The 15,543-nt window shown below is 44.4% G+C and carries 12 protein-coding genes; all 12 read left to right on the top strand.

Translation table 11 applies throughout. The features are described from left to right. Positions 1-71: 71 nt before the first annotated feature. The 12 genes from NSS82_RS25500 to dnaJ all read left to right on the top strand — a co-directional run bounded on the left by NSS82_RS25500 (position 72) and on the right by dnaJ (position 15,313). Positions 72-1,877, top strand: a complete 1,806-nt coding sequence (locus tag NSS82_RS25500) for a sensor histidine kinase (RefSeq protein ID WP_235219398.1) — start codon at positions 72-74, stop codon at positions 1,875-1,877. Next, entirely contained in the window at positions 1,862-2,629 is a 768-nt protein-coding gene (locus NSS82_RS25495) for a response regulator transcription factor (protein ID WP_036677509.1), read from the top strand. Before NSS82_RS25500 ends, NSS82_RS25495 begins: the two co-directional genes overlap by 16 nt. A 95-nt stretch (positions 2,630-2,724) precedes the next feature. Continuing rightward, positions 2,725-4,029 carry an ABC transporter substrate-binding protein gene (locus tag NSS82_RS25490; RefSeq protein WP_038572941.1) on the top strand — a complete coding sequence of 435 codons (1,305 nt, stop codon included), beginning with the start codon at positions 2,725-2,727 and terminating at the stop codon, positions 4,027-4,029. Positions 4,030-4,120: 91 nt separating this feature from the next. After that, positions 4,121-5,005 carry a carbohydrate ABC transporter permease gene (locus NSS82_RS25485; RefSeq protein ID WP_232061438.1) on the top strand — a complete coding sequence of 295 codons (885 nt, stop codon included), beginning with the start codon at positions 4,121-4,123 and terminating at the stop codon, positions 5,003-5,005. A gap of 63 nt (positions 5,006-5,068) precedes the next feature. After that, a complete protein-coding gene (locus NSS82_RS25480) occupies positions 5,069-5,896 on the top strand; it encodes a carbohydrate ABC transporter permease (protein ID WP_076129699.1) in 828 nt (275 codons plus the stop codon). A 19-nt stretch (positions 5,897-5,915) separates the two neighbouring features. Then, the gene (locus NSS82_RS25475; protein ID WP_076272406.1) at positions 5,916-8,198 is read left to right on the top strand and encodes an FAD-dependent oxidoreductase; all 2,283 of its coding nucleotides are present in this window, start codon (positions 5,916-5,918) and stop codon (positions 8,196-8,198) included. A 190-nt stretch (positions 8,199-8,388) separates the two neighbouring features. After that, complete coding sequence (gene hemW, locus NSS82_RS25470) at positions 8,389-9,561, top strand: radical SAM family heme chaperone HemW (RefSeq protein WP_076105910.1); 1,173 nt, start codon at positions 8,389-8,391, stop codon at positions 9,559-9,561. A 93-nt stretch (positions 9,562-9,654) separates the two neighbouring features. Then, entirely contained in the window at positions 9,655-10,146 is a 492-nt protein-coding gene (locus tag NSS82_RS25465) for an N-acetyltransferase (RefSeq protein WP_051490987.1), read from the top strand. Between the two features lie 103 nt (positions 10,147-10,249). Beyond that, complete coding sequence (gene hrcA, locus NSS82_RS25460) at positions 10,250-11,281, top strand: heat-inducible transcriptional repressor HrcA (protein ID WP_036677493.1); 1,032 nt, start codon at positions 10,250-10,252, stop codon at positions 11,279-11,281. Positions 11,282-11,329: 48 nt separating this feature from the next. Next, positions 11,330-11,911, top strand: coding sequence for a nucleotide exchange factor GrpE (gene grpE / locus NSS82_RS25455; protein WP_036677491.1), 582 nt, complete (start codon positions 11,330-11,332; stop codon positions 11,909-11,911). 176 nt (positions 11,912-12,087) lie between these two features. After that, positions 12,088-13,935: a molecular chaperone DnaK gene (gene dnaK / locus NSS82_RS25450; protein ID WP_036677488.1), complete on the top strand. Its 1,848-nt coding sequence runs from the start codon at positions 12,088-12,090 to the stop codon at positions 13,933-13,935. Between the two features lie 253 nt (positions 13,936-14,188). Then, on the top strand, positions 14,189-15,313 hold the full coding sequence (gene dnaJ, locus NSS82_RS25445) for a molecular chaperone DnaJ (protein ID WP_038572930.1): 1,125 nt from the start codon (positions 14,189-14,191) through the stop codon (positions 15,311-15,313). Positions 15,314-15,543: the final 230 nt, after the last annotated feature.

Raw genomic sequence — 15,543 nt, 5'->3', positions numbered from 1 at the left:
ATTTTTTTGAGCAGGAGCAGATTACAATAGGGGGAAGGATTGTAAGCACATACAAAGTGAGGGGAGTCCTCGTGAAGCGATTATATTTGAAACTTACGCCAAGTACCTTTAAGAATCGGATTTTGTTAGCTTTCTTGCTGTTGGTACTAACACCCATTGCCATACTCGTTCTATATAACTTTAAAGAGACAGAACGAATGCTGCAGGATAATGCGGAAACGAAGAACATAGAGCAGCTTATTGGTATTAAGAATGGTTTTGTTGATCTCATGAGTCTCGTGATGAAAACAGGGTCATTACTCGAACAAGATACGACGATTTTATCGATAATGAAGAATCCCGAGCAATCTGATGAAATCACGAGAAAAAAACTCGTTGAAAACAAGTTTGGAGCGATTGAAAATACATTCTTCATGAGTGGAGCGACGGTGTATTATACTTTAATCGACCTTCATGGAAACGCATACACTTCCTTTATGCCAAAGGAAACTTTGAGCTACGACGAAATCCAATCGGAGGATTGGGTTCAAGCATTGAAGCGAGAAGGAACGAATCGATATATATGGAATCCGAATGACAAGAATAATGTGGTCCGGGAAAGTACAACAAGTAAGAAAATGCTTAGTCTCTATGAGGTTATGCGTGATAATGATTTGAATATTTATGCCTATGCAAGATTAAGTATCGATTATGAGGAGTGGTTTACTAGATCAACGTTAGGGAGTAAACAGGAAGGGGCTTTATTTCTACTCGATGCCTTGGGGGGAGTGATGCTTAATCCCCTTAAGGATGAGGCTTTTTCCTCTGATATTGCGCAGAGTATTGTGAAGAGTGCCAACCAGCGGCAGACGGGGCGTGCTGCATCCATTGTCAACCCGAAGGAGGAAAGCTTATACACCTACAGCTACATCGAGGAGTTAAATGGCTATGTTGTTAAAAAGGTGCAGCTAGCACAGCTTTTTCTTGAAGTAGACAAGCAGAAACGACGGTTTTTTGGTGGATTTGGAATCATTCTGCTGCTATTTGTTCTATTAACTTATTTCATATCATCGACGATTACAGTACCGCTTAAGAAGCTACAGAAGAAGATGGAAATGACCGCTAAGACGAATCTCAAAATGAAATTACCCGAGCAAGGGCGGGGAGAGATTCTTGCCCTGACTCAGAGTTTCAATATAATGATTCATGATTTAAATGAGCTGTTGCAGCGTCTTCAGCTTGAAGAAAAACAGAAGCAATTCGTTCGATTTCAGGTATTACTTTCGCAGATGAACCCGCATTTTCTACTAAATACATTGAATACGATAAAGAGCATTGCCTTAGATAAAGATGATGATGAAATTTATGGAATTTGTGTTGCACTAGGAAAAATATTGGAGACAACCTTAAATACTGAAGTGGATTTGATCCTGTTAAAGGATGAAATCGTACTAATAGAATCTTACATGGAGATACAGCGGCAACGTTTTGGACATGGGATTGAAATTCAATATGATATCAACGAGGAGCTGCAATACGCGTTAATCCCTAAATTTTGTCTGCAGCCCTTAATTGAAAATAGCTTGATTCACGGCTTCGGTCAGTCAGTAAAACAAGGGAGAATTGATATCTCCGCTAAGGTGACTGGACAACAGCTGTACCTGCAGGTTAGAGATAACGGCATGGGGATAGAAAGAGCACAGCTGAATAAGGCTACACGGAAACGTAAAGGAATCGGTGTTCAGAATATTAGGGAGAGCTTAGAGCTGTTGTTCAAGAATCAACGGACAGGTATGGACATTGTATCTTCGGATACAGGAACTGAAGTGATCATCCATTTTCCATTCCTTATTTCAAAACCTTACGATGGAGGTAAGCTCACATGTGGAGAACGTTAATTGTGGATGATGAACAACCTGCGGTTAAAAGTATACGGAAGCTATTCTTAAAGGCTGGAATCCCGTTTGAAATTATAGGTGAGGCGGAGAATGGAGAAGTAGGCTTGCAAATGATTCGTGAGCTTCAGCCTGATGTGGTAGTGACGGATATCAATATGCCGGTGATGGATGGGGTGAAGCTTCTTCAAATTGCGCGAGAGGAAGGCTTCGAATGCCGGTTTGTAATGTTGACCGCATTGAGTGAATTTGAATACGCCCGCCAGGCGCTCGTATTTGGGGCTTCGGATTACATTTTGAAGTTATCTTTAGATCTCCAAGGTTTGAAGCAGACCATGGGTAAGGTTCAGGCCGAGCTGGAGCGAATGGTGAAGATGAAGAAAGCCGATAAATGGTTTCCGGAGAAGCAACAAACGGGACCGACAGATCACGTGGAGATGAACAAAATTATAGCTTATATTGAAGAACATTATGCTGAGGACATCTCGCTCAAATCCATGTCAGAGTTGATCCGGATGGATGCCAGCTATATAAGTGACTTATTCAAGAAAAAGACAGGGAAAACGTTGACCAATTATATTCAAGAGCGTCGGATTCAGGCTGGGAAAATGCTGCTTGCAGAAACGAAGCTAACGATTAGCGAGATTGGGCAGCAGGTAGGCTTTGAGAACGATAATTATTTTATAAAAATCTTCAAAAAGTGGTGTGGTGTCACGCCAAATGAATTCCGTAAAGAACCAAAAAACGTTCTATAAGTTCCCAAATGTAGTTCATCCCCCAAAATCCGCTCTGATGATAAAGTTATAGATGTAGAGCACAACACATAATCCTTCCAAGGGGGAAGCTATCTATGAAGAAAAAGTGGTATCCTGCAGTGCTTTCTGTCTTATTAGCAGGTACGATGCTGGCTGGTTGTGGGAGTGGTGGAAGTAATGAGGCTCAGGGCAGTGCAAATGGAGAAACAGCAAAGGAGAAAATAAAGCTCACTATGTGGGGGGCAGTTCCTGCAGAAGCCGGGCCTCAAGCTGTAATTGATAACTGGAATAAAGATCATCCAGACATTCAGGTCGAGTATATCCGTAATGTAAATGACGATGCAGGCAACTTAAAGCTGGACACTGCCTTAATGACCAATCAAAACATAGACCTTTTCATGAACTACGATCTTGCTCATTTACAGAAACGTATGGATGCAGGCGTTGCCTTGGATCTAAGCACGAAAACAGACTATGACATCGACAGCCAGATCGGCGAGGACGCAGCAATGTGGAAAATCAATGATAAGTACTATGGGATTCCTACAAAGAAAAACATGGCGTTTGTATGGTTGAACAAAGATATGCTGGATGCAGCAGGATTACCGATTCCTGCGGTGGACTGGACTTGGTCAGATCTTGAGGAGTATGCGAAGAAGCTAACGAAGCCTGGTGTGTACGGATTATTGCAGGCAGATTCCTCCTTCTCAACAACGATGGACGGTACGCTGGCTGGAATGGGTGTGAAACAGGCGGATGGTACCTCAAACTTTGGGAATGATCTCTGGAAACAGCACCTGGAAATATTGCATAACATGATGTTCGTGGACAAATCCACACCGGAATATGGGGAGCAACTGACCAGTAAAATGCCGGTTGATACCATGTTCCTGCAAGGCAAAGCGGCAATGCTGGCAGCCGGTGAGTTTATTTTTAGAAATGCGAACAACTTGAAGGACTATCCGCATGATTTCAAAACCGCGTTCGCCGCTATTCCAAAAGTGAATAAGGATCAAAAGGATTATAAATATTCGGGCGGTGTGGGTGACATGCTTGCTCTTAATGCAAAGTCCAAGAACCTGGATGCAGCTTGGGAGTTCGCAAAATGGTATGCGGATGGCGGTATGCTGCCAATGGCAAGCGGGGGTCGTATTCCAGCCTCTAAGAGTGTAGACAGTAAGGAAGCGATGAGCCTTCTCTTGAATGGTGTAGAAGACAAATATGATACAGATTCAATGAATAATATTGTATTCGGCAAATTCCCATCCTTCCAGCTAAATGTACCTCAACAAGCCATTGATGCACGTAAAGAAGAGTATGAAAAATACTTCTTAAATAAGCAAGATATTGATACCACGATGAAAAATATGCAAACCCGTTCGCAAGAGTTAATGAAATAAAGAAATAGCTAGCACAAAAGAGAAGGAGGAAGAATTCTTCGTTCTTCTCTTTCGTGTACCCATTTTTCAGCATACGAAAGGCGGCGATACCGTGAAGCGGAGAAGCTGGATGGACAGACAAGGCTGGATCGGCATGACTTTTATTCTCCCGAATATGATTGGTATTCTCTTATTCTTTGTGATTCCTGCAATCTTTTCCTTTGTCCTGATGTTTACGAATTATCAATTTTCAAATCCGAATTGGCAATTTACCGGGCTGGATAATCTCAAACGGTTGTTCCATGACGATAATTTCTATGCCTCGATCAAATATACGGTGATATTCCTGATATCGGTTCCAGTATCGATGGTGCTCGCTTTTATTGTGGCGCTATTTCTCAACCGCAGTGTGTATCTTAAAGGCGTATTACGTGGAATGTTTTTCTTACCGTATATCTCTAGTGGAGTAGCCGTTGCATTTGTCTGGATGCTGCTATTTCAGCCTTCACAGGGACCCATCAATGAACTGCTTCGCTGGATTGGCATAACATCGCCGCCAGGATGGTTTGCAGATACGGAAACCGCAATGTATGCCATTGATATCGTACAGATCTGGCTGATGCTTGGCTACAATATGATCATATATTTAGCAGCACTACAGGAAATTTCGACAGAACAACTAGAAGCTGCCCGGATCGATGGTGCAAGCACATTCAAAACAACATGGAAAATTGTATGGCCTCTTGTTAGTCCAACAACTTTTTTATTAATGATTACCGGATTAATTATGACGATGAAATCGTTCTCGATTATTCAAGCCATTACGGCTGGAGGACCTAGCGGAAGTACGACGGTCTTATCACTATTCGTTTATAAAACAGCATTCAGTTATTACGATATGGGATACGCTTCAGTCATTTCATGGTTCTTGTTCGCCGTCATTCTCGTCATTACAGTCATTCAGTGGATCGGCCAAAAGCGCTGGGTTCATTACTAAATAACCCTACAAAGTGGAGCTTTGCGGGAGACCCCGAAACCATAAATTAAAGGAGCAGGCGGTATGAATGAAAAAGCAGGAAACATGAAGGTGAAGCTGCCAGTAACGATCATCATGTTTGTTCTAGGACTATTTATGATTGTGCCTTTTCTATGGATGCTCAGCACATCTTTTCAGACACCTGCCGAGGTGTTTAACGAATGGCTGCCTTCATCTCTCAACTGGAGCAATCATATTCGGGTGTGGACAGGAAGTTATGATTTTGTTCCGTATTATTTAAATTCACTTAAGATATCGATTATTGGAACTGCGGGAGCTGTGTTTCTATCTGCCCTTGCCGCTTACGGATTTTCACGTACTTCGTTTAAAGGGCGGGATGGCCTATTTGTCATATATCTATCCATGATGATGGTTCCACCACAGGTACTTTTTGTTCCTAAGTTCATCATGTTTAACTGGGTTGGGATTTACAATACGCACTTGGCCCTAATCCTTCCAGCCATGTTCTCGATCTTCGGTGTATTTATGCTTCGGCAGTTCTTCATGGGCATTCCTAAGGAAATCACGGAATCTGCTTTTCTGGATGGAGCCGGGCATTACAAAATATTTTTCCGCTTAATTCTGCCATTAGCGAAGCCGGCAATCGCTACGTTTGCTATTCTTGATTTCTCCTGGCAATGGAATGATTATGAGAATGCGCTTGTATTTTTGCAGAGCCCTAAGCTATATACCATTCCGCTTGGATTGCAGAATTTTATTCTTGAGAACAATGTGGATTACAACGGGATGATGGCCGCTTCGTCGGCTGCGATCATTCCAATGATTGTTATCTTCTTCATAGGTCAGAAATATATTATTCAAGGGATTTCTAGCTCGGCTGTGAAAGGCTAACTATAGGAGGGATACTGACATGAGAACAGAAACGGTTAAATCCGATGTGACAGTGGTCGGGGGTGGACTTGCAGGGATGAACGCGGCGATTGCTGCAGCACGTCTTGGGTTAAAGGTAGCACTGGTACAGAATCGTCCTGTACTTGGTGGTAACTCGAGTTCAGAAGTTCGGGTTTGGGTATGTGGTGCAACAGGACATGGTGTAAATCGCTATGCACGTGAGACAGGCATTATGGGTGAGCTATTCATCGAGAATCAATACCGGAACCCGGAAGGGAATCCATATCTATGGGATCTAACCTTGCTCGAAGCGGTGAAGGCAGAATCGAATATCAGCTTGTTCCTAAATACCGATGTACGTGAAGTGGAAGCGGAAGCGGAAGGTGAGGCAGAGGAGCGTACGATTCAGAGTGTGACCGGCTGGATGATGGGATCTGAGCGGTTAATCACGTTCGAGAGCGATGCTTTCATCGATTGTACGGGTGATGGTTTAGTTGGCTTCCTAGCAGGAGCGGATTTCCGATTAGGACGTGAAGCCCGTCATGAATTTAATGAGGAATGGGCACCAGAAGTGCCTGATAATATTACATTAGGCAGTACATTATTATTCTATACACAGGATACTGGAAAACCGGTACGTTATGTAGCACCCTCATTCGCGAAGGATATTACAACAACGTCTATCCCGATCCGCCGGGTCATTCGGAGTGGGGATTCAGGCTGTCACTACTGGTGGATTGAGTGGGGCGGCGAGCTTGATACGGTGGATGAGAATGAACGTATACGTGATGAGCTATCCTCTGTTATTTATGGGATTTGGGATTATATCAAAAACTCAGGCCATTTTGATGCCGAGAATATGACGCTTGAGTGGGTTGGCTCGATTCCGGGTAAACGTGAATACAGACGGTTTGTTGGCGATACGATTCTAACGCAAAATGATATTCTCGCGCAGCGTGAATTTGCAGACCGTATTGGATTTGGTGGCTGGTCGATTGATCTACATCCACCACAGGGGATGTACGCACAAGAGAGTGGCTCCAAGCATCTGCATGCGGACGGGATCTACCATATTCCATTTGGTTCGCTATATTCGAAGAATGTGCGGAATCTATTCTTCGCGGGTCGTAATATCAGTGCATCTCATGTGGCTTTTGGAACAACACGCGTTATGGCAACCTGTGCGATCATGGGTGAAGCAGCTGGAGCAGGTGCATCTTTATCCGTCATCAAAGGTGTGACCCCACGTGAAATTCGCGAGCAGCATATGCATGAATTGCAACAGGTGATGTTAAAGCAAGATGCTTCGATTATTGGATTACGTAACGAAGATCCACTGGACCTCGCCAGAAAAAGCGAGATTCATGTATCCAGCACGATGAATGGTATCCTGCTGGATCGCCCAGCCGAAGCTTATGAGCTTTCTCATGATGTAGGGATTTTGTTTCCGGTTGAAGGAAGTATCCGTGGGTTAAGGCTGCTTGTGTCAGCAAGTATTCAGACGCAGCTGACCGTGGAGATCTGGACGACTGGACGCGCGGAAAATTACGTGCCGGCGGAGTGCAAACAGGTTGATGTTATAACAGTACAGGCTGGAGAGCAGCAATGGATTGAAGTTCCGATACAAGAGGAGAAATGTAGTCCAATCGGCGAATGTAATATCTTCGCTATTATTCGAGCTAATGAACACCTTCAATTGCATATTTCAGAAACCCCAATCACTGGTGTCATTACATTTGAGCGAGGTGCTAAATCCGTTGTTGATTCAGCGCTGGAGGATCATCAGCCAGATCAGCCGGTGATAGAGTGGAGCATGAAACAACTTGTACGCAGGCATTTCTGCTTTGCAGTAGAAACATCGGCATATGCTGCATCTAAAGTCATTGATGGATATGTTCGACCTTTCGCGGGACCGCATAGCTGGGTTTCTGAGCCGATGACCGCGGGTAGATCGGAGTGGGTAGAGGCGCGTCTCCCGGATGCTGCCCCAGTCTCCGAAATTCATTTCACCTTTAATGATGATGTCAATGAAGATCTCATCAACTTACATCACCATGAAACGCCATTTCTAGTGATTCCTGAACTGGTAAAGAACTATGATGTAGAGCTGCTCATTGATGGCGCGTGGCAAGTCATGCTCCGTGTCAAAGACAACCATCGCCGGAAGAATGTTCATCGATTAGAGAAGCCTGTCCTTACAGATGCTGTCCGGATCGTTATTCATGAAACTAACGGTGGAGTACATGCCGAACTTGTGGAAATGCGGATTTATCAAGAAGCAACGGTTTTGCCGTCCTTATAGGTACGGTATCCGTTTCTGCTGGAAATACAAAATATATAGGATAACGTAAAACTTATACTTTCATGTATTTTAAAATAGAGTGCATTTATAAATGAACTCCCTCGAAGGGAAGGGAAGCCGTCAGGCTTCCCTTTTCTTGTTTTTTAGATTACACTATTCAAACGATATTTTTATATAAAGGAGACAGCTAATGACAACGAAGACTAATGGCCGTCCCCCTGAGGCTGTATACATTCATATCCCTTTTTGTACCAATAAGTGCTTTTATTGTGATTTTAATTCCTATGTACTCAAGGATCAGCCAGTTATGGATTATCTCGAAGCTTTGGATCGGGAGATGGAGCAGACCGTCAAGAACACCCCTCCGGGTGTTATCAAAACGATCTTCGTCGGCGGAGGCACGCCCACTGTTTTAAAACCTGATGAAATGGCTTATTTCTTAAAGTCTGTTCGCACGCATTTCCCAAACTGGGATAAAGATATTGAGTTCTCTATGGAAGCTAACCCTGGAACAACGGATCTGGACAAGCTGACGGTTATGAAAGAAGGCGGCGTGAACCGGGTGAGCTTTGGCGTTCAAGCATTTCAGAACGAGCTGCTCACAGGCATCGGCCGGATTCATAATGTAGATGATGTATACCGGAGCCTAGAGAATGCACGTGCAGTTGGTCTTAACAACCTGTCGGTTGACCTTATGTTTGGTTTGCCGAACCAAACTGTAGAGATGCTGGGCGAAAGTATTCGTAAGGCCTTGGAGCTTGATTTACCCCACTATTCTATTTACAGCTTGAAGGTGGAGGAGAATACTCTTTTTCACACGCTGTTTAATAAGAACAAACTTCCTCTTCCTAATGAAGAAGATGAATTGCAAATGTACCTCCTGTTGATGTCCTCTATGAAGGAAGCTGGTTACAATCAATACGAGATCAGTAACTTCGCGAAACCAGGAATGGAGAGCCGCCATAATATCACCTACTGGCGTAATGAAGATTATTATGGTCTAGGAGCAGGAGCGCATGGATATGTGGGGCGTCAGCGGCATATTAATGTTAAGGGCGTAAATCCATATGTAGAAGCAACACGTAAAGGGCTGCCACGATTGGATGCATACCCAATCTCAGAAGCAGAAGCGATGGAAGACTTTATGATGGTCGGATTGCGTATGCATGAGGGCGTCTCTAATGAAGCTTTTCAGGCGCAATTCGGGCGTTCAATAGAGGAAGTATTCGAGAAATCCTTGCATAAAATGCTGCATGCAGGGCTGTTGGAACAAGAAGCAGGGGTTTACCGACTCAGCAAGCAAGGAATCTTGTTTGGGAACGATGTTTTTGCTGAATTTGTAGGCGCCCTGACAGAAGTTTAATTTTAAAATACCCCTTGAATTGTAATTCACTCTGTTGTATATTTATTCATATTATCAACAGAGGGGTGAACCAAAGTGCTTGCCAAGACGGAAATGATTCGCCATTCGTCTCCAGCGGGAGACGCACAGGTGATTTGTAGAAATGCTGTGGTAGAAGACGTTGAGCCATTGTATCTAATGATAGAAGAGTATGCACAGCGAGGCATCATGTTGCCCCGTTCCCGGCAGGCGCTGACACGCCAGATCGATCAATTCGTAGTTGCTGAAATCGAAGGCAGATTCGTAGGCTGTGGTTCACTTTTCAAGCTCGGGAATGATCTCGTAGAGATTCGTTCGATTGGCTTGAATGATGAAGGTAAGGGTAAAGGCGTAGGCTCCATGATATTGGCGAAGCTGGTCGAGGAAGCTAGGAACCAGAAAATCCCAAAGGTAATGGCACTAACCTATGCTGTTGATTTTTTTCTTAGAAATGGATTTGAAGTCGTCCAGAAAGAGATTTTCCCCGAAAAAGTATGGACAGATTGCGTGAATTGTAAAAAGCAGCATGCCTGCGATGAAATAGCAGTGCTTAAGATACTGAACTGACTTGACAATGTCAATGTCAGTTTGGTATTTTTGTATTAGTGGTTAGCACTCATCTGAGTCGAGTGCTAACGAATCGGAGCCACAGCCGATAGGAGGGAATAACATGTTAACTGATCGCCAGAGAATGATACTAAATGCAATTGTGGATGATTATATTTCATCGGCAGAGCCAGTAGGATCTCGCAGCATTTCTAAACGGGGAGATGTAGGATACAGTCCGGCTACGATTCGAAATGAAATGGCTGACCTGGAGGATTTAGGTTATCTCGAGCAGCCTCATACATCGGCGGGAAGAATTCCTTCCCATAAAGGATACCGATATTATGTGGATCATTTGGTACCGTGGAATTCCGCCGAAACGGCAGAAATGGGCACGATCCGCGCTTTTTTTGCCGAGAAGCTAAATGCAATGGAGCAGGTAATCCAACATGCGGCGATGATTCTTTCCAATATGACGAATTATACTTCCATCCTGCTGGGACCGGAGGTTTTTCATACTTCATTGCGTCATTTTCAGTTGTTACCACTAGATGATACAACCGCTGTGGCCATTATCGTCACAAGTACGGGGCAAGTTGAGAATCGTACGGTGAACATTCCGCCGGAGATTTCTGTTTCCGAGATGGAGAAAGTGGTTAACCTACTGAATAGTAAACTGGTCAATGTACCACTCTATAAGCTGAAGACTCGGCTTTATTCCGAGCTTGGCGAAGAAATGCAGCGTCACATCTCACATTATGAAGAATTAATGCAGGTGCTGGACACCGCGCTGGAAAGCGATCAAGAGCAGCGCATCTATCTCAGCGGAGCAACGAATATGCTGACACAGCCTGAGTTCAAAGACGTAGACAAGGTGAAGAGTATTCTTGATCTGCTGGAAGAGACACCGACACTGCTCAAAATGCTGGCCCCTACAGTGGGTGGCACAGGTATTCAAGTACGAATAGGAACAGAAAACAATCACGAAGCGTTCGCTAACTGTAGTCTGATCACCGCCACTTATTCACTTGATGGGCAGGCACTAGGAAGCATTGGAATCCTTGGGCCGACCCGTATGGAATATGCAAGAGTGATGGGGATCTTGGGCATTTTATCCCGAGATTTGACAGCGATGCTGGCGCACTGGTATAAGTGAACAGAGTCAACATGATTTCGTGAATGATTTTAAGGAGGTGAAGACAACTTGAAAAAGGAACAAGTTCAAGATTCTAATGAATTCAAAGAGGAATTGATCAATGAGGAGCCTGTGGCTGAAGTAGTCTCAGATGCCGACTCATTTACAGCTGAAAACGTTAGTGAAGGTGCTTCAGATACAGGTGCTGAGGTGAAACGCCTACAGGATCTTGCTGATGAATATCAAGGTCGTGCACTGCGTGCACAAGCTGATTTTGATAACTTCCGTCGTCGTACCCAGAAGGAAAAAGAAGAGTTGGCTCAATATGCTACCTCCAAGCTCCTGACGGAATTGCTTTCCGTGCTGGACAATTTCGAGCGTGCGTTAGTCACTACTCCAGCTAATCCTGAATCCGAAGCTTTCGCGAAGGGCGTTAATATGATTTTCCGTCAGCTGGATGGAGTATTGAAGGCTGAGGGGCTTACAGCTATGGAAACAGTAGGACAGCCTTTTAATCCTGAATACCATCAGGCTATTATGCAGGTTGAGAGCGAGGAGTACGAAGAGGGTATCGTTACAGAAGAGGTTCAAAAGGGATATCTTCTGAAAGATAGAGTTCTTCGTCCGGCCATGGTCAAAGTCAGCATGTAGTCTGTCTATATAGGACGGGCAGTTTCTGCTCGCCATAAAGCAGCAGTGCTTTTGCCTACTATTTATCCGATTGCAGGCTGTTGCCCGGATAGTTTTATTATCAATCGAATTTTTTTGATATTTTTATAAATTTATTGAGCTTAGGCTCCATATAACTTTAGAGGAGGCAAATTATTGTGAGTAAAGTTATCGGTATTGACTTAGGAACCACGAACTCTTGCGTTGCCGTTATGGAAGGCGGCGAAGCCGTAGTAATTCCAAACCCAGAAGGCGCGCGTACAACCCCTTCGGTTGTAGGCTTTAAGAAAGACGGCGAGCGTATCGTCGGTGAAACGGCTAAACGCCAAGCGATTACTAACCCTGATCGTACGATCAGCTCTGTTAAACGTCACATGGGTACTAACCACAAAGAAAGCATTGATGGTAAAGACTACTCCCCACAAGAAATTTCGGCAATGATTCTGCAAAAACTGAAATCCGATGCAGAAGCTTATCTTGGCCAAACTGTTACTCAAGCGGTTATCACTGTTCCTGCTTATTTTAATGACAGCCAACGTCAAGCTACCAAAGATGCAGGTAAAATTGCAGGTTTGGAAGTTCTGCGTATTGTGAACGAGCCAACAGCAGCAGCTTTGGCATATGGTCTGGAGAAATCCGAAGATCAAACCATTCTAGTCTATGACCTTGGTGGCGGTACTTTTGACGTATCCATCCTTGAACTTGGTGATGGCTTCTTCGAAGTAAAAGCTACAAGCGGCGACAACAAGCTGGGTGGCGACGACTTTGACCAAGTGGTTATGGATTACCTGGTATCCGAATTCAAAAAAGAGCAAGGCATTGATCTGAGCAAAGATAAATCTGCTGTACAACGTTTGAAAGATGCAGCTGAAAAAGCGAAAAAAGAATTGTCAGGCGTACTGACAACAACTGTATCGCTTCCATTCATCACTGTGGTTGACGGCGTACCTCAGCACTTAGAGATCAACTTGACTCGTGCGAAATTTGATGAACTGACTGCTGGTCTGGTAGAACGTACTTTGGGACCAACTCGTCAAGCATTGTCTGATGCTGGCATGACCCCTGCAGACCTTACTAGAATCGTTCTGGTTGGTGGTTCTACACGTATCCCAGCTGTACAAGATGCTATCAAAAAGCTTACTGGCAAAGAACCACACAAAGGTGTGAATCCGGATGAAGTAGTAGCTCTTGGTGCTGCTGTTCAAGCGGGTGTATTGACTGGTGATGTTAAAGACGTTGTATTGCTTGACGTAACTCCGCTTTCCCTGGGTATTGAAACTGCAGGTGGCGTGTTCACGAAGATGATCGAGCGTAATACTACGATTCCTACAAGCAAATCCCAAGTATTCTCAACCTTTGCTGACAATCAACCTAGCGTAGAGATTCACGTGCTGCAAGGTGAGCGTCAAATGGCAAATGGCAACAAGACACTGGGACGCTTCATGCTGAACGAGATTCCACCAGCACCACGTGGCGTGCCACAAATCGAAGTTTCTTTCGATATTGATGCCAACGGTATCGTAAATGTATCTGCAACAGATAAAGGCACGAACAAGAGCCAAAAAATCACTATCACTTCTTCCAGCGGCCTGAGCGACGCAGAAGTAGAACAAATGATGAAGGATGCCGAGCTTCACGCTGAGGAAGACCGTAAGCGTAAAGAACTGGTAGAAGCGAAGAACGGTGCTGACCAACTCGTGTATTCTACTGAAAAAGTAATTAAAGATCTTGGTGATAAAGCTGATGCTTCTGATGTTGAAAAAGCAAATGAAGCTAAAGATAAAGTTAAAGCAGCACTTGAAACTGACAATCTTGAAGAAATCAATGCAGCTACAGAAGCATTGACTGAGATTGTACAACAGTTGTCCATGAAGCTGTACGAACAAGCTGCTCAAGCTGAGCAAGGTGCTGAAGGTGGCGCTGGAGCCGCTGAAGGCGCTCCTAAAAAAGATAATGTAGTTGACGCTGACTATGAGGTTGTTGACGAAGATAAGAATCAAGGGTAACCTTATACGATAAGTGTAATAGGAAACTGATAAATTCTTATATAGTTAAGAAGGGAAGGTCAAAACCGGGTCATCCCGTGTTTTGACTTTCCTTTTGTAATATCAGATTGCACACTCTTTGCGAATGCGCCTTCTGATATTGTAAGAATAAACATCGCTGAATCTGGATGGTCAGATCCTGAGGTTTTATCGTATAATGGTTTGTTTGACAGGTAATAAGGAATTTGAGTATGTATGCACGGAGGTGAAAGCAGTGGCAGATAAACGCGATTATTATGAAGTGCTTGGCCTAAGTAGAGATGCTTCAGACGATGAGGTGAAAAAAGCGTACCGGAAATTGGCGCGCCAATATCACCCAGACGTGAATAAAGCAGATGACGCTGAAGCTAAGTTTAAGGAAGTAAAAGAAGCTTATGATGTTCTTAGTGATGGACAACAGCGAGCTAGATATGACCAATATGGCCATATTGACCCTAACCAAGGTATGGGCGGCTTCGGAGGCGGCGGTGGTGGCGACTTCGGAGGACTTGGTGATATCTTTGATATGTTCTTCGGAGGCGGCGGACGCCGTGATCCTAACGCACCGCAGCGCGGTGGGGATTTGCAGTATACCATGACCATTGAATTCAAGGAAGCGGTATTCGGCAAAGAAACCGATATTACTATTCCACGTACAGAAACTTGCGATACCTGCTACGGCTCCGGGGCTAAACCGGGCACTAAACCAGAGACTTGTTCCGTATGTCATGGTAGTGGACAACAGGAATTCGTACAGAATACACCGCTTGGACAGATGCGTAATCGTCGTCCTTGTTCACATTGCAGTGGTACAGGTAAGATTATTAAGGAAAAATGTACAACTTGCAGCGGACAGGGTAAAGTTAAAAAGCAACGCAAGATCCATGTGCGTATCCCTGCCGGTGTTGATGACGGTGCACAGCTGCGCATGACTGGCGAAGGTGAAGGCGGCTTACGCGGCGGTCCTGCTGGAGACTTGTATATTGTTATCCGTGTTAAATCGCATGATTTCTTCGTGCGTGAGAACGATGATATTATGTGCGAGGTTCCACTTACGTTTGCACAGGCAGCACTTGGTGATGAGATTGAAATTCCAACCTTAACCGAAAAAGTGAAGCTGAAGATTCCTGCCGGAACGCAAACAGGCACTTTCTTCCGCCTCAAAGGTAAAGGTGTCCCACGTCTGCGTGGATCTGGCCAAGGTGATCAGCATGTACGAGTAATTGTTGTGACACCTAGCAAGCTCAATGAAGAGCAAAAAGAATTGCTACGCCAGTTCGCTTCTCTGAACGGAGAAAACACACATGAACACGAACAGTCCTTCTTTGATCGTGTGAAACGTGCGTTTCGCGGGGACTGATATCCTAACTCATTCATTCAGTAAATGAATAGAAAAAAGACAGCAGAGCAGCGGTCCTCCCGTTATTGGGGGATCGCTGCTCTGTGTTTTTGTTTAGCATGAGATTATAGCAGGGCCAGTTAACTGACCCCATGCAATTCTTTGGTTGAGCTGTAATGCTGGAACCTGGGGAATTTTGCGAGCTTGGCTAACTCGGAAAACCCGGAAAAGCCTGGCAGCTCGTGGTGAAC

The sequence above is a fragment of the Paenibacillus sp. FSL H7-0735 genome (genome assembly GCF_038008505.1).
In the GTDB taxonomy this organism is placed as follows: Bacteria; Bacillota; Bacilli; order Paenibacillales; family Paenibacillaceae; genus Paenibacillus_AQ; species Paenibacillus_AQ odorifer.
The sequence above is the reverse complement of the archived record's forward strand: the minus strand, read 5'-3'. Positions and strand labels throughout refer to the sequence as shown.